Genomic DNA, 21,485 nt, shown 5'->3' on the forward strand with positions numbered 1-21,485 from the left:
GAGGACCAACGACAGGTGAGTGTACGTGGTCCGGGCCCTGACGTCGAACAGAAGACATCCGGACCTGCTCCGTCCGGTGTTTGAAACGGTGTGCGGCGGCTCGAAGGCGTCTGGGACGATTGGCCGCATGACCTCTGCAACGCCTTCCTCCGAGCGCCGGGTGTCCGCCCGTATCGGCGCCATTTCCGAGTCCGCCACCCTCGCCGTCGACGCCAAGGCCAAGGCCCTCAAGGCCGCCGGGCGCCCGGTGATCGGCTTCGGTGCGGGCGAGCCCGACTTCCCGACCCCGGACTACATCGTCGAGGCCGCGGTCGAGGCCTGCCGCAACCCGAAGTACCACCGCTACACGCCGGCCGGCGGTCTGCCCGAGCTGAAGGCCGCGATCGCCGCCAAGACGCTGCGCGACTCGGGCTACGAGGTGGACGCCTCCCAGGTCCTGGTGACCAACGGCGGCAAGCAGGCCATCTACGAGGCCTTCGCCGCCGTCCTCGACCCGGGCGACGAGGTCATCGTCCCGGCCCCGTACTGGACCACCTACCCGGAGTCGATCCGCCTCGCGGGCGGCGTCCCGGTCGAGGTCGTCGCCGACGAGACCACCGGCTACCGGGTCTCCGTCGAGCAGCTGGAGGCCGCGCGCACCGAGCGCACCAAGGTCGTCCTGTTCGTCTCCCCGTCCAACCCGACGGGCGCCGTGTACTCCGAGGCCGACGCGAAGGCGATCGGCGAGTGGGCCGCCGAGCACGGCCTGTGGGTGCTCACGGACGAGATCTACGAGCACCTGGTCTACGGCGACGCGAAGTTCACCTCGCTGCCGGTCCTGGTCCCGGCGCTGCGCGACAAGTGCATCGTCGTCAACGGCGTCGCCAAGACGTACGCGATGACGGGCTGGCGCGTGGGCTGGGTCATCGCCCCGCAGGACGTCATCAAGGCGGCGACCAACCTGCAGTCGCACGCCACCTCCAACGTCTCCAACGTGGCCCAGGTCGCGGCGCTGGCCGCCGTCTCGGGCAACCTGGACGCGGTCGCGGAGATGCGCAAGGCCTTCGACCGCCGCCGCCAGACCATGGTCAGGATGCTGAACGAGATCGACGGCGTCTTCTGCCCGACCCCCGAGGGCGCGTTCTACGCGTACCCGTCGGTGAAGGAGCTCCTCGGCAAGGAGATCCGCGGCAAGCGCCCGCAGACCTCGGTCGAGCTCGCGGCCCTGATCCTGGACGAGGCCGAGGTCGCGGTCGTCCCGGGCGAGGCCTTCGGCACCCCGGGCTACCTGCGCCTGTCCTACGCCCTGGGCGACGAGGACCTGGTCGAGGGCGTCTCCCGCGTCCAGAAGCTCCTGGCGGAGGCCAAGGCCTAGGCCTGGGTCCGGGAGCGGGTACGGAGCGGCGCCACCCTGTCGGGTGGCGCCGCTCCGGCGTTTCCGGCCCCCGGGAAACCGGGAACGGCGGGGGCCGGTCGGCATCGGATTCACGTTCGGGCAATGTCCCGTTCAGGCAATCCGCTGCCAATCGGGTGAGCGATGCGGCAGGATCACCAGATGGAGCACGTACGCGATCTCACGCTTCTGCCGAAGGCCCACCTGCACCTGCACTTCACCGGCTCGATGCGCCCGTCGACCCTGCTGGAGCTGGCCGACAAGTACGGCGTCCGGCTGCCGGACGCCCTGACCGCCGGGGAACCGCCCAAGCTCCGGGCCACGGACGAGCGCGGCTGGTTCCGCTTCCAGCGGCTCTACGACGCCGCCCGGTCCTGCCTGCGCGAGCCCGACGACATCCGCCGCCTGGTCCGCGAGGCCGCCGAGGAGGACGTCCGGGACGGCAGCGGGTGGCTGGAGATCCAGGTGGACCCCACCTCCTACGCCCCGCTGCTCGGCGGCATGATCCCGGCCGTGGAGATCATCCTCGACGCCGTCGACGCGGCCTCCCGCGAGACGGGCCTGGGCATGCGGGTCCTCATCGCCGCCAACCGCATGAAGCACCCCCTCGACGCCCGTACCCTCGCCCGCCTCGCCGTCCGCTACGCCGACCGCGGCATCGTCGGCTTCGGGCTCTCCAACGACGAACGCCGCGGCATGGCCCGGGACTTCGACCGCGCCTTCGCCATCGCCCGGGAGGGCGGTCTGCTCGCGGCCCCGCACGGCGGTGAGCTCACCGGGCCCTCCTCCGTCCGCGACTGCCTCGACGATCTGCACGCGGCCCGCATCGGGCACGGCGTACGGGCCGCCGAGGACCCCCGGCTGCTGAAGCGGCTCGCCGACCGGCAGATCACCTGCGAGGTCTGCCCGGCCTCCAACGTGGCGCTCGGCGTCTACGAGCGGCCCGAGGACGTGCCGCTGCGCACCCTCTTCGAAGCCGGGGTGCCCATGGCGCTGGGCGCGGACGACCCGCTGCTGTTCGGGTCCCGGCTCGCGGCCCAGTACGAGATCGCCCGCCGCCACCACGCCTTCACGGACGCGGAGCTCGCCGAGCTGGCGCGGCAGTCGGTGCGCGGCTCGGCCGCGCCCGAAGAGGTGAAGGCCAAGCTGCTGGACGGGATCGACCACTGGCTCAACGGGTGAGCCGCAGGTCCCCCTCGTAGCAGTCGGCCCGTACCCGGTGGCCGTCCACGAAGACGATCTCCAGGTGGGTACGGCCCTGCTCGGGGACGGCGAACTCGGCGACCGAGGCGACGGTCTGGCCGAGGTGGCGCAGGAAGGGGTGGTCGCCGAGGTCCTCGCCGACCTCGATCCGGCCCCACTCCCCCATGTCGTAGGGCTCGTGGGGCGTGGCGGACTCGACGATGAGGCACTGGTCCGAGCCGGTGGTGATCCGCGTGGACTCGCCGTCGCTGTCGATCAGCCAGACGTCGAGCGGCGCCTCGGAGCGCTCGCCCTCGCAGATGTGCCAGGAGGCGACGACCCGGCTGATCTCGCGGCCCACCAGGCGGGTGGGGTCCGTACCGGCCCCGTGCAGGGGGCAGTGCATGTCAGAGGTGGACGCCGACCGTCACCGGCTCGTTGACGAGGGTGACGCCGAACGCCGCGTGGACTCCGGCGACGACCTCGCGGGCCAGGGTGAGGAGGTCTTCGGTGGTGGCCTCGCCGCGGTTGGTGAGGGCGAGGGTGTGCTTGGTGGAGATGCGGGCGGGGCCGGTGCCGTAGCCCTTGGTGAATCCGGCCTTGTCGATCAGCCAGGCCGCGCTGGTCTTCGTACGGCCCTCGCCGGCCGGGTAGGCGGGCGGGGCGGTGTCGGGGCCGAGGCGGTCCTGGGCGCGGGCGAGGAAGGCGGCGTAGGCCTCGTCGGTCAGGATCGGGTTGTGGAAGAAGGAGCCCGCGGACCAGGTGTCGTGGTCCGCGGGGTCGAGGACCATGCCCTTGCCCGCGCGCAGGCGCAGGACGGTCTCGCGGGCGAGGGCGGCCGGGACCCGGTCGCCGGCCTCGACTCCGAGGGCGCGGGCCGTCTCGGGGTACTTGACCGGGGCGGAGAGGCCGCCGGCGTCTTCCAGGGCGAAGCGGACGCGCAGGACGACGTATCGGTCGGGCTGGTCCTTGAAGGTGCTGTTGCGGTAGCGGAACGCGCACTCGGCGGCGGAGAGGGTGACCGTCGTGCCGGTGGCGCGGTCGTAGGCGACGACCTCGGTGATGGTGTCGCAGACTTCCTGGCCGTACGCCCCGACGTTCTGGATCGGGGTGGCTCCGGCCGAGCCGGGGATGCCGGCGAGGCATTCGATGCCCGCGAGGCCCGCTTCGACGGTGCGGGCGACGGCGTCGCTCCAGTTCTCGCCGGCGGCGAGTTCCAGGGTGGTGCCGTCGAGGGTGAAGCCCGTGGTCGCGATGCGCAGGGCGGTTCCGGCGAAGCCCCGGTCGCCGATGACCAGGTTGCTGCCGCCTCCGATGATCAGGAGGGGGGTGCCGCTCGCGTCGGCGGCGCGTACGGCGTCGACCACCTCGGCGTCGGTGGTCGCGGTGACCAGCCGGGCCGCCGGGCCGCCGAGGCGGAAGGTGGTCAGCGGGGCGAGGGGGGCGTCGTGGAGTTCCTGCACGTGGACAAGAGTACGGTCCGTCCCCCTCGCATCCCGGCGGGGCACTCAGTAGGCCCGCTTCCGCTCCGCCAGACGGCGCTCGGCCTCGGCCCAGCCGATGGGCAGCTCCGAGGCGGGCGCGGTCCAGTAGGTGAAGGCGGACTCCTTCATGAAGGCTGCGGCCGCGCGCGAGCTGGAGCGGTGGGGCTCGCTGCGGGCGAAGCGGTGGAGGGCGTCCGGGTCCTCCCAGGCGGAGAGGGTCAGGAAGGTGCGGCGGGTCACCCGGGCGCGGAGGGCGACGCCGTGGGCGCCGGGGGCCTTGCGGATCTGGCGGATGATGCCGGGGGCCTTGAGGAAGAACCTGAGCGCCCCGATGAGGGTCTCGGTCTCGAAGCGGGAGGCCATGACGTATACCTCGGCGTCGGGGGCGGGCTCGTCGGGCGTGGACCAGGGCACGTCGGGCATGACTGTCGTTCCTTCGCTCTCGTCCGGGGCTTCAGCGGGTGGTGGGGACCTTGTCCGTGGATACGGCCGCGGTGGGGGTGGGGGTGGGGGTGGCCTGGGCGGACTGGGCGGGCTGGGTGGAGCGGCGGGGCAAGAGCAGGGCCAGGGCGGCCGCCAGGGCGACCGCGGCGGCGCCGATCCACAGGGCGGGGACGGTCCCGTCGGTGAAGGCCTGCGGGCTCTCGTAGCCGCCCCGGCTGGAGAAGACCGAGGCCAGGACTGCCACGCCGAGGGCTCCGCCGACCTCGCGGAGGGCGTTGTTGGTGCCGGAGGCCTTGCCCTGGTCGGCGGGGGTGACGGTGGACATCAGCACGTTGTTGGCCGGGGCGAAGTACAGGGACATGCCGATCCCGCTGAGGACCAGGGCGGGGAGCTGGGCGACGTAGGAGACGTCCGGGGCGAGGACCACCGCGAACCAGCCGAGGCCGAGCGCCTGGAGGGCCAGCCCGGCGACGACGACGGGGCGTCCGCCGATCCGGTCGGACACGATGCCCGCGATCGGGGCGACGATCATCCCCATGCCGGTCCAGGGCAGCATGCGCAGACCCGCCTCGGTGGGCGAGTAGCCGGCGACGCCCTGGAGGAACTGGCTGAGCAGGAAGATCGACCCGAACATGCCGAGGTACATCAGCAGGCTGGCGAAGTTGATCCCGAAGAAGCCCCGGCTGCGGAAGAGCCGCATGGGGAGCATGGGGTTCGCGCTGTTGAAGCCGTGGTGGACGAAGCCCCCGATGAGGGCGCTGCCCGCGATCAGGCCGGTGAGGACGGGGGCGCTGGTCCAGCCGTGGGCGTTGGCGTTGACGAGTCCGTAGACGACCCCGAAGAGCCCGCCGCTGATGAGGAGGGTGCCGGGAACGTCGAGGCGGGAGTTCGGGGCGGTGGACTCGGCGAGGCGCAGGCGGGCGAGCGGGATCAGGGCGAGGCCGATCGGCACGTTGAGCCAGAAGATCCACTGCCAGGAGATGTGCTCGGTGAGGCTGCCCCCGATCAGCGGACCACTGGCGACGGCCAGACCGCTGACGGCTCCGTAGATGCCGAGCGCCATGCCGCGCCGGGCGGCCGGGACGGCGGCGGTGAGCAGGGTGAGGGACAGCGGCATCATAACGGCGGCCCCGACGCCCTGGACGGCGCGGGCGGCGATCAGCTGGCCTATCCCGGGCGAGAGGGCGGCCGCGGCGGAGGCGCTGGTGAACACGGCGAGTCCGGCGATGAAGAGCCGGCGGCGCCCGAAGCGGTCCCCGAGGGCGGAGCCGAACATGAGCAGGACGGCGAAGGTGAGCGTGTAGGCGTTCACCGTCCACTCCAGGTCCTCCAGCTTGCCGCCGAGGTCGGCGCGGATGGCGGGCAGGGCGGTGGTGACGACGAGGTTGTCGAGCGCGGCCATGAAGCTGGCGGCCCCGGTGAGGACGAGGGCCCATACCGCGGGCCTGCTGAGCCGGTCTTGCTGGTTCACGATTCCCCCTGAAGGTTGTTAGTTATTGCTGACTAACTTCGAAGCCCAGAAACCGGCCCGGGTCCGGGCCGGAGGGTGGGGTGGAGTGGGGCTAACGCGCGGGGGGTGCGGGCCGGGGTGACCCTGCACTCCCGGCGGCCGGCTCCCCCACGCCACCGTCGGCCCCTTCGGCCCCTTCGCCCCCGCCCGAGGGGTGGAGCCCCTCCCAGATGCGGTGGCCGGGCGGGAAGCCCATGGCGGTGAGGGTGTTGATGAGCATCCCGTAGGCCATGAAGGTGGTGGTCTCCTTGACGTCGCCACCGATCGGCACCGTCACGGTGTCCCACAACTTCAGCCAGCCCTCCCGCACGAGCTCACCGAGCTCGTGGTCGCCGGCGGCCTCCGCGGCGGAGACGGTGACGTACATCTGGAGCTGCATCTGGAGCACATGCGGGTCTTCGGCGATCAGCCGCATGTACGCGTCCGCCATCGCGCTCCGGGCCTCTTCGCCCTCCAGCCCCTCGGCCGCCCGGGCGAAAACGGCCCGGGTGGTCTCCAGGCACCGCGCGGACGCCGCGAGGAACATGGCCTGCTTGTTCGGAAAGAGCCGGAAGAGGTAGGGCTGCGAAACACCGACCTGCTTGGCGATCGCCTCGGTGGAGGTCCCGTAGTACCCCCCACGAGCGAACTCCTTGGCCGCCGCCCGAATGACGCTCTCACGCCGCTCTTCTGCACTCATCCTCACCATGCCTCAAAGTTAGTGCTCACTCACTAACTACGTCAAGGGGTGGGGACGGGCACCGGGGCTGAACGGGATCGGGGTCGGGGGGCGGCGGGACTCGACTCGGCCCGTGTCGGGGAGGGTTTGGGGGTTTCCCGTCAGTCTCATCGTCCTTCCGCGTCGGGCCGGGCTGTCAAGGGCGCTCCCTTCGGTCGCGTCGCTTCGCGATGGCCTTCGGCCACCCTTGACAGCCCATCCCGCCACGGAATGCCAAAGACTGCCGGGAAACCCCCAAAAGAACGGTCCACGGGGAGATCTTCGAGGGGCGGGCATCCCAGAGATTCGCGAGCCATCTCCGCCCAGTCCCGCATTCGGGCCCCGAATGGCCATCGGCCCACGGGCCGGGGCGTCCAGGCCGCACGAAAGGGTGACCAGACCGCCCGGCGGGCCCCACACGCACCGGATCGCTACGCGCTTCGCACGGCATTGCGTCCGCCGGCCGTCTGGGGCTGGACATAAGCCGCCCACGGTCCGGGGGCCTCGATCTCTCACGCGAGCGCGGGCCGTTTGTCCCTTTTGGGGTGATGGGCGGGCTTCGGAGGGGCGCTGGTGCTGCCTGTCGGACTCTGAGGACGACTTTGTCGTCCTCAGAGTCCGACAGGACACCCGGGGACATCGATAGGCCCCTTCGGGGGCGGGGGTGATGGCCTGCCGGCCGTCAGCCGCCCGACAAGCCCGCCAACCGACCGTCTTGGGCGGCCTATGTCCAGCCCCAGACGGGTCGCAGACGCTATGCCAAGAGAAGCGCGTAGCGATCTGACGCGTGTGCCGTCCCGAAGGCATGGCCGGGCGGTCTGGTCGCCGTTTGGGGTGGTCAGGCAACACCCGGCCCGGAATCAGAACGAGGGGGCCCGTGCCTCGGGTCTGCCCAGGCGGGTAGGGGCCGTACGTCTCTGACTGGCCCCCAGGCCCTCGGTTTCCTCCCGGCCGTTTCCCTGGGGGCTTCCCGACAGTCTTTGGCATTCCGTGGCGGGACGGTCGGTCAAGGGTGGCCGAAGGCCATCGCGAAGCGACGCGACGAAGGAGCGCCCTTGAGGGACCGTCCCGACACGGAAGGACAGTGGACTGGCGGGACGCCCCCAGCCCTCCCCAGACCCGGACCAAGGGCGCACCGCCCACCCCCGACCCCGACCAGCCCCGTCGGGCCCGCACAGGGTTACACCCCCGCCCCGACCCCGCCCCGACCCTCAGCCCAGCTGGACTACCGCGCGGGACATGCCCAGGACCTTCTGGCCCGCGCTCATCGCCGTCAGGTCGACCCGTACGCGCTTGTCGTCCAGCTTGGCCGCGACCTTCGCCGTGACCTCGATCAGGGCGCCCTGATCGTCGTTCGGGACGACCACGGGCTTGGTGAAGCGCACCCCGTACTCGACGACCGCGCCCGGGTCGCCGGTCCAGTCGGTCACCACACGGATCGCCTCGGCCATGGTGAACATGCCGTGCGCGATCACGTCCGGCAGTCCGACCTCCTTGGCGAACTTCTCGTTCCAGTGGATCGGGTTGAAGTCACCCGATGCCCCGGCGTAGCGGACCAGCGTGGCGCGCGTCACGGGGAAGGACGCCGCCGGCAGCTCGGTGCCGACCTCGACGTCTGCGTACTGGATCTGCGCGGTCATCTCAGGCCTCCTCGGGGGCGCGGGACACGAGCTTGGTCCAGGCGGTCACCACGTGCTCGCCGGACTCGTCGTGGACTTCGCCGCGGATGTCGATGATGTCGTTGCCCGCGAGCGACTTCACGGCCTCGATCGTGGAGGTCACGGTGAGACGGTCGCCGGCCCGCACGGGGCGGACGTACGCGAACTTCTGGTCGCCGTGCACGACGCGGCTGTAGTCCAGCCCCAGCTGCGGGTCCTCGATGACCTGGCCCGCGGCCGCGAAAGTGATGGCGAACACAAAGGTCGGCGGGGCGATCACATCCTGGTGACCGAACGCCTTGGCGGCTTCGGGGTCGGTGTAGACGGGATTCTCGTCACCCACCGCTACCGCGAATTCGCGGATCTTCTCCCGGCCGACCTCGTACGGCTCGGTGGGCGGGTACGTCCGCCCCACGAAGGTCTGGTCGAGGGCCATGGCACTACCTCCTGTTGAAGGGACACGAAAGGCTGCGGACGACCGATCGACGATCATCGATCGCCGATCAAGAAACCGGAGCAGAAACGACACAAGGCCGCCCCCATTGAAGGGGACGACCTCATGACGGTGCCTATATTGAAGACTTCGCCAGGATCAGCGGGTCTCGCGGTGCGCGGTGTGCGAGTTGCAGCGCGGGCAGTGCTTCTTCATCTCCATGCGGTCCGGGTTGTTACGCCGGTTCTTCTTGGTGATGTAGTTCCGCTCCTTGCACTCCACGCAGGCCAGCGTGATCTTCGGGCGGACGTCGGTGGCAGCCACGTGAGTGCTCCTTGACGGACTATGGGACGGATGAACGCATAAAAGAGTAGCCGATCGGGAGACCGACCCCGCAATCGGCTACTGGGTGTAGCGGCGACCGGACTTGAACCGGTGACACAGCGATTATGAGCCGCTTGCTCTACCGACTGAGCTACGCCGCTTTGATGAGATCCGTTCCCCACCCGAGGGTGGGGAACCTCTCTCACCAGAGCCCCAATGCGGAATCGAACCGCAGACCTTCTCCTTACCATGGAGACGCTCTACCGACTGAGCTATTGGGGCGAGCGAGGAAGACATTACACGGTTGCCAGCCGATCGCCCAAATCCTTTGGGGGGACTGGGCTCGGAAGCCGGGACCAGGACTTTCCCCACCGGCCCCACACCCCGTCCCGGGCCACTTTCACCCCCGAATGTGCCCGGGGTCACACCCCGGGGTCACGCCCCGGGGATCCTTCCCGGCCCCACCCGGCTCCACCCGGCCCCGCCCGGGCGCCGGACGCATGGGCACCACACCGGTACGACTATTGAGCTCTTCCGCGAACCCGGGACCCCCGCGCCCTAGGCTCTGAGCACGCTGCGTGATCTTGGGCCGCGGGCTGCGGCCACGGCACAGGAACCGCCCGAGCCCCCGCAGGAGCGCGATGTCCGACAGCCAGCCGCAGCAGCCGTCCCACTCCCCGCGGAACCCCGCCGAAGGCCCTTCCCGCAACCCGGCCCGTGACCCCCTCGGCGGCCCCGCCCCCGAGGCGACCGGCCTCCTCCTCGCCGGGGCGCGGCTCACCGACGGCCGCACCGTCGACGTACGGCTCGGCGGCGGCCGGATCCAGGCCGTCGGGACGGCGGGCAGCCTCCCCGCGCCGGCCATGGCCCGGGTCGACCTGAGCGGGTACCTGCTCCTGCCCGCCCCCGCCGAGCCGCACGCCCATGGGGACACGGCCCTCACGGCCGACGGCGAGGGCCCCGTCTCGTACGCCCCCGACGACGTGCAGCGCCGGGCCACCGAGGCGGCGCTCCTCCAGCTCGGCCACGGCGCCACCGCCGTCCGCTCCCACGTGCGCATCGGGGACGTGCACGGCCTGGGTCCCATGGAGGCCGCGCTCCAGGCCCGTCGCTCGCTGCGCGGCCTCACCGACCTGACCACGGTGGCCGTCCCCCGGCTGCTGACCGGGGTGGCCGGCGCCGACGGGCTCGCCATGCTGCGCGACGCCGTCAAGATGGGCGCCTCGGTGATCGGGGGCTGCCCCGACCTGGACCCCGACCCGACGGGTTTCCTCGAAGCCGTCCTCGAACTGGCCGCAGAGCACGGCTGCCCCGTCGACCTGCACACCGACGGTGACGATCCGGGCCGTCTCGCCCGCCTCGCGGCGATGGCCGGGGGGCTGCGCCCCGGAGTGACCATCGGCCCGTGCGGCGGGCTGTCCCGGCTGCCGCTGGACGCGGCCGCGCGGGCCGCCGACCAGCTCGCCGCGGCCGGGGTGCGGGTGACCTGCCTGCCCCAGGGGGACTGCGCCGCACTGGAGCGCCGCGGCCTGCGCACCGCCCCCGTACGCCTCCTGCGCGCGGCCGGGGTCCGGGTCGCCGCCGGCAGCGGGGCGCTGCGGGACGCCGGGAACCCGGTCGGGCGGGGCGATCCGCTCGAAGCGGCGTACCTGCTCGCCTCCCAGGGCGGGCTGCGCCCCGCGGAGGCCTACGAGGCGGTGAGCGCGGCCGCCCGCGAGGCCATGGGCCTGCCGGAGGTGCGGGTGGAGGCGGGGTTCCCGGCGGAACTGCTCGCCGTGCGCGGGGAACGGATCGCGGGGGTGCTGTCCCTCGCGTACAGCCGGATCGTGATCCACCGGGGGCGCGTGGTAGCCCGGACGAGTGCCGTACGGGAGTACTGCGATTCGGCGGTGGCGGTGGCCCTGGACCTGCCCAGGCAGGGCCGTACGGAGTCCGGGCCCTGAGCGTCCGGGGGCCGTTCGCGGGCGTGGGCGCCCGGTCCGTCGTACGGTCGGGACATGCGCATCGTCATCGCGGGTGGACACGGTCAGATCGCGCTGCGGCTGGAGCCCCTGCTCGCCGCGCGCGGGTACGAGGTCGCGGGCATCATCCGTGATCCGGAGCAGGGCGCCGATCTGCGGGCGGCCGGCGCCGAACCGGTGCTGTGCGACCTGGAGTCTGCTTCGGTCGAGCACGTGGCGGGGATCCTGCAGGGCGCGGACGTGGCGGTGTTCGCCGCCGGGGCCGGTCCGGGCAGCGGCGCGGAGCGCAAGGACACCGTGGACCGGGGTGCGGCGGTGCTGTTCGCCGACGCCGCCGAACGGGCGCGCGTGCGGCGCTTCCTGATGGTGTCCTCGATGGGCGCCGACTCCCGCCACGACGGGGGCGAGGTCTTCGATTTCTACCTGCGGGCCAAGGGCGAGGCCGACGACCACGTCCGCACGCGGCTGGGGCTGGAGTGGACGGTCCTGCGTCCGGGCGCCCTGACGGACGAGGCCGGTACGGGTCTGGTCCGGCTGGAGGCGCGCACCGGCCGGGGGCCGGTGCCGCGCGAGGACGTGGCGGCGGTGCTGGCGGAGCTGGTCGACACTCCGGCGACGGCCGGTCTGACGCTGGAGCTGGTGTCGGGTTCGACGCCGGTGTCGGTGGCGGTGAAGGACGTGGCGGGCAACTGAGGGCGGGGGGCGGGACGTGCCGAGTGCCCGTCAGAAGTCGGCCTCCAGCTCGTCGTCGGAGCGGCCGACGGATTCCTGCTGGAAGCGTTCCCGGTAGGTCCGCCGGATCCGTTCGACGCGGGTGTCGCGCTCCTCGGCCTCCTTCTCGGGGTAGAGCAGGACGACTTCGTAGGAGGTTTCGCGGACGATCGCGCCACCGGGGCCGCTCCGTCGGCCGTAGCCGTCCCGGAGGGTCAGTCCTTCGGGGAAGGCGGGGGTGACCTCCCGGTCCAGGAAGCGCATGAACTCGCCGCGGCCGACGGGGTCCCTGCCGCCGGGGCGTTCGGTGCCGAAGTAGAGCCGGGTTTCCCGGTAGGGCTCCCCCGCGTGCCCGTGGAGCGTCGTTCCGAGCAGGGCCGGGATGCCCGCGCCGAGGAGGGCGGCCAGCACGCCGCCGCCGACCTTCCCCCGTGTGTCCGATGTCCATGTCACGCCCCGTGAACGACGGTCCGTCCACATCGGTGCGCCCGAGTGGCCCGATAGGGTCACCCCGGAATCGGCCGCAGGGGGCGGTCGTGCGAGGCGGCGGGGTCGGGGCATGGGCGAGGGCGACTGGCGGATCGGTGCGGCGGAGGGTGGCCGGCTCGCCGCCAGGTGGTGGAAGTGGGCCCTGTCCGCGCCGGTCGACGAGAGCCCCGTGGCCGATACGACGGGGGCCTACGCGGGGTGGCGCCAGCCGTCGGACCTGTGGTTCCTGGCGGGCACCTTCGGCGGCCGGGTGGTGCGCCGGTGCAGCGTCCCGGCGGGGCGGCGGCTGTTCTTCCCGGTCCTGAACACCCAGCGGCCGGTGGTGCCCTTCGTGACCAAGCCGTGGCGCCTGGAGGCGACCCGGGCCTCCGCGGCGCTGAACAGCACGCCCCTGCCGTTGAGCGAGTTCGCCTCGAAGCCCTTCCTGAGCATGGGCATACCCCGGGTCGCCTGGGGTCTGTGGTGCGCTCTCGCACCTCTTCCGGCGGGTCAGTTCGTCCTGGAGATCCAGGCGGCCGACACCCAGGGCTTCTGGGTCGACACCACGTACCACCTGACGGTGACCGATCCGGCGGCCGCGTAGGCCGGGCCGGGCGCGCGGGTGTACGAAGAAACCCCCGCCCACTGCGCTTCCGCAGATGAACGGGGGTTCCACTCGCGTGGCGGCGCCAGGGTTCGAACCTGGGTAGGCTGAGCCGGCAGATTTACAGTCTGCTCCCTTTGGCCACTCGGGCACACCGCCAAGATCGCTGCCATCTTTCCGCCTTTCGGCGGCGCTCCTTGGCAACGACGTAAACAATACCCGATGCTCGGGGGTGGTTCGCCACCGGATTGATCAGCGCCGCGCGCGGGTGCGGTGGCTAGGCTTTGCGGAGCGGTCCGGGGATGTCCGGCCGCGCCCTCCGGGGCACAACGCAGCCGACTTCAAGGAGCCACAGCACATGGCCGACTCCAGTTTCGACATCGTCTCGAAGGTCGAGCGGCAGGAGGTCGACAACGCCCTCAACCAGTCCTCGAAGGAGCTCTCGCAGCGCTACGACTTCAAGGGCACGGGCGCGTCGATCGCCTGGTCCGGCGAGAAGATCCTGATGGAGGCGAACTCCGAGGAGCGCGTCAAGGCCGTCCTCGACGTGTTCGAGACCAAGCTGGTCAAGCGCGGCATCTCGCTGAAGGCGCTGGACGCCGGCGAGCCGCAGCTGTCCGGCAAGGAGTACAAGATCTTCGCGACGATCGAGGAGGGCATCTCCCAGGAGAACGCCAAGAAGGTCGCGAAGATCATCCGGGACGAGGGCCCCAAGGGCGTCAAGGCCCAGGTCCAGGGTGAAGAGCTGCGCGTCAGCTCCAAGAGCCGCGACGACCTCCAGGCCGTCCAGGCCCTGCTGAAGGGCAAGGACCTGGACTTCGCGATCCAGTTCGTGAACTACCGCTGACCGGCGCCTGTGACGCGCCGCTGAGCGGACCCGCGGGGCACAGCGGGGGCAGATCGCCGAGGCCTTCCTCGGCGGCCGCCCGCGCTGTGCCCTTCGTCGTGTCGGCGCCCGTCAGGGGCGTGTGCCCGGCGTGAACGGCGCACGCTCCTCCGCGGCCCCCTCATGGTCACTAGGCGCGGGCCGGTGCGCCCGTCACGCTGGGTGAAACATCAACCACCGCGTGACAGGGGGTTCCCGCATGCCTGGGGCCGGCAGTTTCCGTGCGGACTTCGGGGCGTCCGTCGTCGTGGCGCTGGTCGCGCTACCGCTGTGCGTGGGGGTGGCCGTCGCCTCCGGGGTGCCGGCCGAGCTGGGGATCGTCACCGGGGTGGTCGGCGGCCTGGTGACCGGCTGGTTCCGGGGTAGCTCCCTGCAGGTCAGCGGCCCGGCCGCCGGGCTGACGGTGCTGGTCTACGAGGCCGTGAGCGCCTACGGACTGCCCGCGCTCGGGGTACTGGTACTGGCCGCCGGGCTGCTCCAGCTCGTCATGGGCGCGCTGCGGCTGGGCCGGTGGTTCCGGGCGATCTCCGTGGCCGTCGTGCACGGGATGCTCGCCGGGATCGGGCTGGTGCTGATCGTGGGACAGCTCTACGCCCTGGGCGGCGTCGCGGCCCCGGGGCGGACGCTGGCCAAGCTGGGCGCGATGCACGAGCTCGGGGCGCGGGCGGACTGGGCGGCGGTGGCGCTCGGCGCCGGGACCATCGCGGTGCTGGTGCTCTGGCGGCGGGTGCCGCCCCGACTGCGGCTGGTGCCGGGGGCGCTCGTCGGGGTGGCCGCCGCCACGGCCGCGGCCGCGCTGCTGCGGCTGCCCGTGGAGCGGGTGCGGGTGACGGGGGTGCTGGACGCCGTGGCGCCGCCCGACTGGAACGACTTCGGGGTGCTGGCGTCCGCGGGGGCCGTCGGGACGGTGATCGCGCTCGCGCTGATCGCCTCGGCCGAGACCCTGTTCAGCGCGGCGGCCGTCGACCGGATGCACCAGGGGCCGAGGACCGAGTACGACCGGGAGCTGATCGCCCAGGGGGTGGGCAACACCGTCTGCGGTCTGCTCGGAGCGTTGCCGATGACCGCCGTCATCGTGCGCAGCTCCGCCAACGTGGAGGCCGGGGCCCGCACCCGGGCCTCGCGGATCCTGCACGGCGCCTGGCTGCTGTTGTTCGCCGCCGTGTTCCCCGGGGTGCTGGAGGCCGTGCCGCTCGCGGCGCTCGCCGGGGTGCTGCTGCACGCGGGCTGGAAGCTGCTGCCGGCGCGCGCGGTGGCCGCCCTGTGGCGGTCCCACCGGGGGGAGGCGGTGGTGCTGCTGGCGACGGCCGTCGCCATCGTGGCGACCAGCCTGTTCGAGGGGGTGCTGGTCGGGCTGGGGCTCGCCGTGGCCAAGGCGGCCTGGGAGACCTCCCACGTGCACATCGAGGAGGTCTGGGAGGGCGAGGAGCTGTGCGTCCGGGTCGTGGGGAACGCCAGCTTCCTGAAGCTGCCCAAGCTGCTGGACTCCCTGGAGGCGGTACCGCACGCCACGTCGGTGCGCCTCGACCTCAGCGGGCTGCGGCACCTCGACCACGCCTGTCTGACGGCCCTGGAGGGGTGGGAGCGCACGCGGACGCCGCTTCCCGGCCGGGAGGGCGTCATCTAGGGCACATATCCTCCGCGCGTGGACAACGAGTTGAGACGCACCCTGGGCGTGTCGGACGCGGTCGTGGTGGGGCTGGGTGCGATGGTCGGCGCCGGGATCTTCGCGGCCCTGGCCCCGGCGGCGCGGGCGGCGGGCGGCGCCCTCCTCGCCGCTCTGGCGGTGGCGGCCCTGGTGGCCTACTGCAACGCCCGTTCCTCGGCGCGGCTCGCCGCCCGCTACCCGTCCTCCGGCGGGACCTACGTGTACGGGCGCGAGCGGCTCGGTCCCTTCTGGGGGTACCTGGCCGGCTGGGGCTTCGTGGTGGGCAAGACGGCCTCCTGCGCGGCGATGGCGCTCACCGTGGGTGCGTACGTGTGGCCCGGACGGGAGCACGTCGTGGCCGCCCTGGCGGTGGTGGCGGTGACCGCGGCGGGCTGCGGCGGGGTGCGGAAATCCGCCCGGACGGCCCGGCTGATCGTGGTGGCGGTACTGGCCGTGCTGGCCGCGGTGGTGGTGGCGTGCCTGACGTCGGGGGCGGCGCAGTCAGGCCGGCTCGGTGGGGCGGCCCCGGGGGCGGTCGGGTTGCTGCAGGGGGCGGGGCTGTTGTTCTTCGCCTTCGCGGGCTATGCGCGGATCACCACCCTGGGCGAGGAGGTGCGCGATCCGGAGCGCACGATCCCGCGCGCGGTGCCGATCGCGCTGGGGATCGCCCTGTGCGTGTACGCCGCCGTGACGGTGGCGGTGCTGTCGGTGCTCGGGGCCGAGGTGCTGGCGGGGTCGACGGCCCCGCTGGCGGACGCGGTGCGGGCGGCCGGGTGGCCCGCACTGGTGCCGGTGGTCCGGGTGGGGGCGGTGCTGGCCGCGCTGGGCTCCCTGCTGGCCCTGGTGCTCGGGGTGTCGCGGACCGTCCTGGCGATGGCCCGGGACGGCCATCTGCCGCGTCCGCTGGCCGCCGTTCATCCCGGGCGGCAGGTCCCGCACCGTGCCGAGGCGGCCGTGGGCGCGGTCGTGGCGGTGCTCGCGGCCACGGTCGATCTGCGGGGCGCGATCGGCTTCTCCTCCTTCGGAGTGCTGGCCTACTACGCGATCGCGAACGCCTCCGCGTGGACTCTCGGTTCAGCTGTCAAGGACCGGGCCGTGGCAGCGGTCGGGCTGTCCGGCTGCGTACTGCTCGCCTGCGCACTGCCCCTCGCCTCGACGGTGACGGGGGCCGCGGTGCTGGCGTTGGGGGCGCTGTCCTACGGGGTGCGCCGCCGCTCGGGCTCCGGGAGCTGAGCTGGAACCGAAGCGGGTTCCAGAGGTCTTCTCCGGGGCTCGCCCCTCCCCCGCGCGGGCTGCGGCGGACGGCGGCGGCGCGGGGGCCGGAGGGAGGCCGTGCGGGGCCGCACGGGTGCGGCCGGGCGGGTCCCCGTACCGCCCGCAGGGCCTGTTCCGCGGCTCCGGGGGCGGCGCGCGCAGGGGCTCACCCGATATGTGACTTGCTGGAGCAACTGCTCGGTCTCGTTCATGTGTTCATGGTGCGGCACGCCACCGACAGTCCACCAGGCCTGTGGATAACCCCCGGAGGCAGGGCCACCGGGGGTGTGGTGAGCAGGTCAGCGGGAGGCGAAGGGGGCGTCCGTCGGGACGATTTCGCGGCCCAGCGGAAGCAGGGAGAGGGGGACCATCTTGAAATTGGCGATGCCGAAGGGGATGCCGATGATCGTGATGCACAGGGCGATGCCGGTGACGATGTGGCCGATGGCGAGCCACCAGCCGGCGAGGACCAGCCACAGGACGTTGCCGATGCACGAGCCGGCGCCCGCGTCGTGGCGCTCGACCGTGGTGTAGCCGAAGGGCCAGAGGGCGTAGACGGCGATGCGGAAGGCCGCGATGCCGAACGGGATGCCGATGATGGTGATGCAGAGCAGCACCCCGGCGAGGCAGTAGCCGAGGAAGAGCCAGATCCCGCTGAGCACGAGCCAAATGACGTTCAGGATGAGTTTCACTGACTGCGCCCCGCCATCTGTTCGAGTCGGGCGATGCGCTCGGCCATCGGAGGATGCGTCGAGAACATCTTGGAGAGCCCCTCGCCGGGCCGGAACGGGTTGGCGATCATCATGTGGCTCGCCGTCTCCAGCCGGGGTTCCGGGGGCAGGGGGAGCTGCTTGGTGCCTGCGTCCAGCTTGCGCAGCGCACTGGCCAGCGCAAGGGGGTCGCCGGTGAGCTGGGCCCCGGAGGCGTCCGCCTCGTACTCGCGCGAGCGGCTGATGGCGAGCTGGATCACGGTGGCGGCCAGCGGGCCCAGGATCATGATCAGCAGCATGCCGAAGAAGCCGGGGCCCTCGTCGTCGTTGGACCGGCCGACCGGGATCAGCCAGGCGAAGTTCACCAGGAACATGATCACGGAGGCCAGGGCTCCGGCGACCGACGAGATCAGGATGTCCCGGTTGTAGACGTGGCTCAGCTCGTGGCCGATGACCCCGCGCAGCTCGCGCTCGTCGAGGATCCGCAGGATGCCCTCGGTGCAGCAGACGGCGGCGTTGCGCGGGTTGCGGCCGGTGGCGAAGGCGTTGGGGGCCTCGGTCGGGGAGATGTAGAGCCGTGGCATGGGCTGGCGCGCGGACGTGGAGAGCTCGCGCACCATCCGGTAGAGCTCGGGGGCCTCGAATTCGCTGACGGGCCGGGCGCGCATCGCGCGTAGAGCCAGCTTGTCGCTGTTCCAGTACGCGTACGCGTTCGTCCCCAGGGCGACGATGACGGCGATGATCAGGCCGGTCCGTCCGAAGAGGCTTCCGATGAGGATGATGAGTGCGGACAGCCCGCCGAGGAGTACGGCGGTCTTCAGCCCGTTGTGCCGGCGGTGCACGGTACGCCCTCCAAGTGGTGCGGCAGGGGAGCCCCGTCCTGTCCGGGGTCTTCGGTCCAGTGGACCCTCCCTTCCTGGTCAACGCGAGGTGGGAGCTCCTGGTTCCCCGGGCACGACGGCGCCGCCGCCCCCGTGGCCTGGGCCGGGGGGCGGCGGCGGGCGTTGCTCCGTTCGGGTCGCCGCGTCGGGCTACTGCGGGAAGAGGGTGCCCGAGGCGAACCGCAGGACCAGCTGGGGAGCTCCGGAGAGGACCAGGGCGGTGACCGCGGTGAGGGCGATCGCGGCCTTGACCGGCGGGGGCGTCTTCGCGCGTACGGCCCCCTCGGCCGCCCCCTCGGCCGCCCCCTCCTGTGCGGGGCGGAAGAGCAGCGCCGTCCAGCGCAGGTAGTAGTACAGGGCGACGACGACGTTGACGGCCATGAGCACGGCGAGCCACCCCAGGCCCGCGTCGACGGCGGACCGGAAGACGACGACCTTGGCGAAGAGGCCGATGATGCCGGGCGGCAGGCCGGCCAGGCAGAGCAGGAAGAAGGCCATCGAGAGGGCGGCGAGGGGGCGCTCGGCGTACAGGCCCCGGTAGTCGCTGATGCGGTTCAGCGGCTTCGTACGGGCGACCAGGGCGACCACGGAGAAGGCACCGAGGTTCACGGTGGCGTACATCAGGGCGTACGCGACCGTGGAGCCGATCTGGTCGCGGCCGGAGTACGCGGCCGCGGCGATCGGGACGAGCAGGTAGCCGGCCTGGCCCACGGAGGACCAGGCGAGCAGCCGGACGGCGCTGTTGGGGCGGTCCGGGGACTGGCGCAGGGCGGCGGCGTTGCCGAGGGTCATGGTGAGCGCGGCGAGGACGGCCAGGGCCGGGCCCCAGACGTCGGAGTACGCCGGGAAGGCGATCACGGTGACGAGGACGAGGCCGGTGAAACCGACGGCCTTGCCGATCACGGAGAGGTAGCCGGCGACGGGCAGCGGGGCGCCCACGTAGGTGTCCGGGACCCAGAAGTGGAAGGGCACGGCCGCGGTCTTGAAGGCGAAGCCGACGAGGGTGAGCGCGACACCCGCCATGGCGAGGTTGTCGAGCTGCCCGGGGACGTCTTCGAGCCGGTCGGCGACCTGGGACAGGTGCAGGGAGCCGGTGGCTCCGTAGACGAAGCTGACGCCCAACAGGGACACGGCGGTGGCGGTGACCGAGGACAGGAAGAACTTGAGGGCGGCCTCGGAGGAGAGCCGGTCGCCGCGGCGCATGCCGACGAGGGCGAAGGCGGGCAGCGAGGCGACTTCGAGGGCGACGATCAGGGTCGCGAGGTCGCGCGCGGCGGGCAGCAGGGCCGCGCCGGCGGCGGAGGAGAGCAGCAGGAACCAGTATTCGCCGGCCGGGATGCGCCCCTCGCGGACGGCGGTCAGCGACAGGAGGGCGGTGACCAGGGCTCCGGCCAGCACCAGGAACTGCACGACGAGCGCGAAGTGGTCGGCGGTGTAGCTGCACGCGGCGGGGTCGCCGGTGAGGCAGAAGGTGGTGCGGTCCCCGGCGCGCAGCGGCAGCAGGGCGGCGGTCGCGACGGCCAGGCCGGCGACCGAGATCCAGCCGAGGAGCGGCTTGCGGGCCTCCGGGACGAAGAGGTCGGCGACCAGGACGAGCAGGGCGACGGCGGCGGGGACGACCACGGGCGCGATCGCGAGCCAGTCGACGGACTGGACCAGGGTGGCGGTGTCGGCGGCGAGGACCGTGGGGGCCGTCATGCGTTGCCTCCTGCGAGGAGCTTCTGGACGGCCGGGTCGGTGAGGCCGAGGAGGGTCGCGGGCCACAGGCCGGCGAGGACGGTGAGGGCGACGAGCGGGGTCCAGGCCGCGAACTCGTAGTGCTGGACGTCCGCGAGGGAGACCTCCGGACCGGCCTTGGGGTCGCCCATGCAGACGCGCCGGACGACGACCAGCAGGTAGGCGGCGGTCAGCAGGGTGCCGAACGCGCCGACGGCCATGTAGGTGAGGAAGGCCGGGCGGGACAGGCCCTCGGCCGGGTCGAAGGCGCCGAACAGGGCCAGCATCTCGCCCCAGAAGCCGGCCAGGCCGGGCAGTCCGAGGGAGGCGACGGCGGCGAAGGCGAGGAGCGCGCCGAGGCGGGGGGCGCGGCCGTAGAGGGCCGCGCCGGTGACTCCGGCGAGGGTGTCGAGGTCGCTGCTGCCGTAGCGGTCCTTGAGGGCGCCGACCAGGAAGAAGAGGAGGCCGGTGATCAGTCCGTGGGCGATGTTCGCGAACAGCGCGCCGTTGACCCCGGTGGGGGTCAGGGTGGCGATGCCGAGCAGGACGAAGCCCATGTGGCCGACGGAGGAGTAGGCGATGAGCCGCTTGAGGTCGCCCTTGTTGCCCTTGCGGGCGAGGGCCAGGCAGGCGAGGGACCCGTAGACGATGCCGACGGCGGCGAAGGCGCCGAGGTACGGGGCGAAGGTGTGCATGCCGTCGGGGGTGATGGGCAGCAGGATGCGGACGAACCCGTACGTGCCCATCTTCAGCATCACGCCCGCGAGCAGCACGGAGCCGACGGTGGGGGCGGCGGTGTGGGCGTCCGGCAGCCAGCTGTGCAGCGGCCACATCGGGGTCTTCACGGCGAGGCCGAGACCGATGGCCAGGACGGCCAGGATCTGGGTGGTGTGGGACAGTTCGCGGCCGTTGTCAGAGGCGAGTGCCACCATGTCGAAGGTGCCGCTGTTCAGTCCGATCAGCAGCAGTCCGAGGAGCATGACCACGGATCCGAGGAGGGTGTACAGGATGAACTTCCAGGCGGCGGCCTGCCGCTGAGCACCGCCCCAGCGGGCGATGAGGAAGTACATCGGGATGAGGACCATCTCGAAGGCGAGGAAGAAGAGCAGCAGGTCGAGGACGGCGAAGGTGGCGAGGGTGCCGGCCTCCAGGACGAGCAGCAGGGAGACGAAGGCCTTCGGGGAGGGGCCCTCGGGGAGCTTGTAGTAGCTGTACACCGCGCAGAGGAAGAACAGCAGCGCGGTCATCAGGAGGAGGGGGAGCGAGATGCCGTCGATGCCGAGGTGGATCCGGATGTCCAGCGCCGGGATCCAGCTGATGTCCGTCGTCGCCTGGAAGCGGGACGGGGCGTCGTGGTCGAAGCCCAGGGCGAGGGCGATCGCCGCGGCGAGGACGACTCCGGTGACGGTGACGCCGTGGCGCAGGACCGCCTGGTCGGGGTTCTTGCCCTTGAGGCCGGGCGGGGCGGGCAGCAGGGCCGCGACGGCCCCGAGGAGCGGTACGGCCACGGTGAACGCCAGAAGGAACTGCATCACGGACGGG

21 protein-coding genes and 3 tRNA genes are annotated in these 21,485 nt (G+C 72.2%); 8 read left to right on the forward strand and 16 right to left on the reverse strand.

Annotated features, from left to right (window positions below; genetic code table 11):
* The first annotated feature begins 127 nt into the window (after positions 1-127).
* Positions 128-1,354, forward strand: coding sequence for a pyridoxal phosphate-dependent aminotransferase (locus OG295_RS13825; protein ID WP_266841122.1), 1,227 nt, complete (start codon positions 128-130; stop codon positions 1,352-1,354).
* 180 nt (positions 1,355-1,534) lie between these two features.
* Entirely contained in the window at positions 1,535-2,554 is a 1,020-nt protein-coding gene (locus OG295_RS13830; protein WP_371677142.1) for an adenosine deaminase, read from the forward strand.
* Here OG295_RS13830 and OG295_RS13835 read toward each other — a convergent pair.
* From OG295_RS13835 to OG295_RS13880, 10 genes are all read right to left on the reverse strand, one after another.
* Complete coding sequence (locus OG295_RS13835) at positions 2,544-2,960, reverse strand: hypothetical protein (protein ID WP_371677143.1); 417 nt, start codon at positions 2,958-2,960, stop codon at positions 2,544-2,546. The genes OG295_RS13830 and OG295_RS13835 overlap by 11 nt on opposite strands.
* A gap of 1 nt (position 2,961) precedes the next feature.
* On the reverse strand, positions 2,962-4,062 hold the full coding sequence (locus OG295_RS13840; protein ID WP_371677144.1) for a UDP-N-acetylmuramate dehydrogenase: 1,101 nt from the start codon (positions 4,060-4,062) through the stop codon (positions 2,962-2,964).
* The gene (locus OG295_RS13845; RefSeq protein WP_371677146.1) at positions 4,063-4,461 is read right to left on the reverse strand and encodes a DUF3291 domain-containing protein; all 399 of its coding nucleotides are present in this window, start codon (positions 4,459-4,461) and stop codon (positions 4,063-4,065) included. It abuts the gene before it with no gap.
* A gap of 31 nt (positions 4,462-4,492) precedes the next feature.
* Positions 4,493-5,884 carry an MFS transporter gene (locus OG295_RS13850; protein WP_371681188.1) on the reverse strand — a complete coding sequence of 464 codons (1,392 nt, stop codon included), beginning with the start codon at positions 5,882-5,884 and terminating at the stop codon, positions 4,493-4,495.
* A 160-nt stretch (positions 5,885-6,044) separates the two neighbouring features.
* Positions 6,045-6,680, reverse strand: a complete 636-nt coding sequence (locus OG295_RS13855; RefSeq protein ID WP_371677147.1) for a TetR/AcrR family transcriptional regulator — start codon at positions 6,678-6,680, stop codon at positions 6,045-6,047.
* Between the two features lie 1,220 nt (positions 6,681-7,900).
* Positions 7,901-8,329 carry a MaoC family dehydratase gene (locus tag OG295_RS13860; protein WP_030241244.1) on the reverse strand — a complete coding sequence of 143 codons (429 nt, stop codon included), beginning with the start codon at positions 8,327-8,329 and terminating at the stop codon, positions 7,901-7,903.
* A 1-nt stretch (position 8,330) separates the two neighbouring features.
* Entirely contained in the window at positions 8,331-8,783 is a 453-nt protein-coding gene (locus OG295_RS13865) for a MaoC family dehydratase N-terminal domain-containing protein (protein ID WP_007265874.1), read from the reverse strand.
* A 156-nt stretch (positions 8,784-8,939) separates the two neighbouring features.
* Complete coding sequence (gene rpmG / locus OG295_RS13870) at positions 8,940-9,104, reverse strand: 50S ribosomal protein L33 (RefSeq protein WP_007265873.1); 165 nt, start codon at positions 9,102-9,104, stop codon at positions 8,940-8,942.
* 88 nt (positions 9,105-9,192) lie between these two features.
* Positions 9,193-9,265: transfer RNA gene (locus OG295_RS13875), tRNA-Met, on the reverse strand.
* Between the two features lie 48 nt (positions 9,266-9,313).
* Positions 9,314-9,386 (reverse strand) — tRNA-Thr (locus OG295_RS13880).
* Positions 9,387-9,745: 359 nt separating this feature from the next.
* On the opposite strand from OG295_RS13880, the gene OG295_RS13885 reads away from it, so the two are divergent.
* Both OG295_RS13885 and OG295_RS13890 read left to right on the forward strand, forming a co-directional pair.
* Positions 9,746-11,047, forward strand: a complete 1,302-nt coding sequence (locus OG295_RS13885; protein WP_371677148.1) for an amidohydrolase family protein — start codon at positions 9,746-9,748, stop codon at positions 11,045-11,047.
* A gap of 54 nt (positions 11,048-11,101) precedes the next feature.
* Positions 11,102-11,758 carry an SDR family oxidoreductase gene (locus OG295_RS13890; RefSeq protein ID WP_371677149.1) on the forward strand — a complete coding sequence of 219 codons (657 nt, stop codon included), beginning with the start codon at positions 11,102-11,104 and terminating at the stop codon, positions 11,756-11,758.
* A gap of 30 nt (positions 11,759-11,788) precedes the next feature.
* On the opposite strand, the gene OG295_RS13895 is transcribed toward OG295_RS13890, so the two are convergent.
* Positions 11,789-12,229, reverse strand: coding sequence for a DUF3574 domain-containing protein (locus OG295_RS13895; protein ID WP_371677150.1), 441 nt, complete (start codon positions 12,227-12,229; stop codon positions 11,789-11,791).
* Between the two features lie 106 nt (positions 12,230-12,335).
* Here OG295_RS13895 and OG295_RS13900 point away from each other — a divergent pair, with 106 nt between their 5' ends.
* Positions 12,336-12,848: a hypothetical protein gene (locus OG295_RS13900; protein WP_371677151.1), complete on the forward strand. Its 513-nt coding sequence runs from the start codon at positions 12,336-12,338 to the stop codon at positions 12,846-12,848.
* 77 nt (positions 12,849-12,925) lie between these two features.
* Here the strand turns inward: OG295_RS13900 and OG295_RS13905 are convergent.
* Positions 12,926-13,007, reverse strand: a tRNA-Tyr gene (locus OG295_RS13905).
* Between the two features lie 199 nt (positions 13,008-13,206).
* Between OG295_RS13905 and OG295_RS13910 the strand changes: the two genes are divergently transcribed.
* The 3 genes from OG295_RS13910 to OG295_RS13920 all read left to right on the forward strand — a co-directional run bounded on the left by OG295_RS13910 (position 13,207) and on the right by OG295_RS13920 (position 16,615).
* Positions 13,207-13,695, forward strand: a complete 489-nt coding sequence (locus OG295_RS13910; RefSeq protein ID WP_371677152.1) for a YajQ family cyclic di-GMP-binding protein — start codon at positions 13,207-13,209, stop codon at positions 13,693-13,695.
* A 238-nt stretch (positions 13,696-13,933) separates the two neighbouring features.
* A complete protein-coding gene (locus OG295_RS13915; protein ID WP_371677153.1) occupies positions 13,934-15,361 on the forward strand; it encodes a SulP family inorganic anion transporter in 1,428 nt (475 codons plus the stop codon).
* An 18-nt stretch (positions 15,362-15,379) separates the two neighbouring features.
* Complete coding sequence (locus OG295_RS13920) at positions 15,380-16,615, forward strand: APC family permease (protein ID WP_371677154.1); 1,236 nt, start codon at positions 15,380-15,382, stop codon at positions 16,613-16,615.
* A gap of 320 nt (positions 16,616-16,935) precedes the next feature.
* Here OG295_RS13920 and OG295_RS13925 read toward each other — a convergent pair whose 3' ends face one another.
* The 4 genes from OG295_RS13925 to OG295_RS13940 all read right to left on the reverse strand — a co-directional run bounded on the left by OG295_RS13925 (position 16,936) and on the right by OG295_RS13940 (position 21,475).
* Positions 16,936-17,328, reverse strand: coding sequence for a YccF domain-containing protein (locus OG295_RS13925; RefSeq protein ID WP_371677155.1), 393 nt, complete (start codon positions 17,326-17,328; stop codon positions 16,936-16,938).
* Positions 17,325-18,188, reverse strand: a complete 864-nt coding sequence (gene htpX / locus OG295_RS13930) for a zinc metalloprotease HtpX (protein ID WP_371677156.1) — start codon at positions 18,186-18,188, stop codon at positions 17,325-17,327. Before htpX ends, OG295_RS13925 begins: the two co-directional genes overlap by 4 nt.
* Before the next feature lie 189 nt (positions 18,189-18,377).
* Complete coding sequence (locus tag OG295_RS13935) at positions 18,378-19,925, reverse strand: NADH-quinone oxidoreductase subunit N (RefSeq protein ID WP_371677157.1); 1,548 nt, start codon at positions 19,923-19,925, stop codon at positions 18,378-18,380.
* Entirely contained in the window at positions 19,922-21,475 is a 1,554-nt protein-coding gene (locus OG295_RS13940; RefSeq protein WP_371681189.1) for a NuoM family protein, read from the reverse strand. Before OG295_RS13940 ends, OG295_RS13935 begins: the two co-directional genes overlap by 4 nt.
* Between the last annotated feature and the right edge of the window lie 10 nt (positions 21,476-21,485).

Origin of the sequence: Streptomyces sp. NBC_01276 (assembly GCF_041435355.1) — a bacterium.
In the GTDB taxonomy this organism is placed as follows: domain Bacteria; phylum Actinomycetota; class Actinomycetes; order Streptomycetales; family Streptomycetaceae; genus Streptomyces.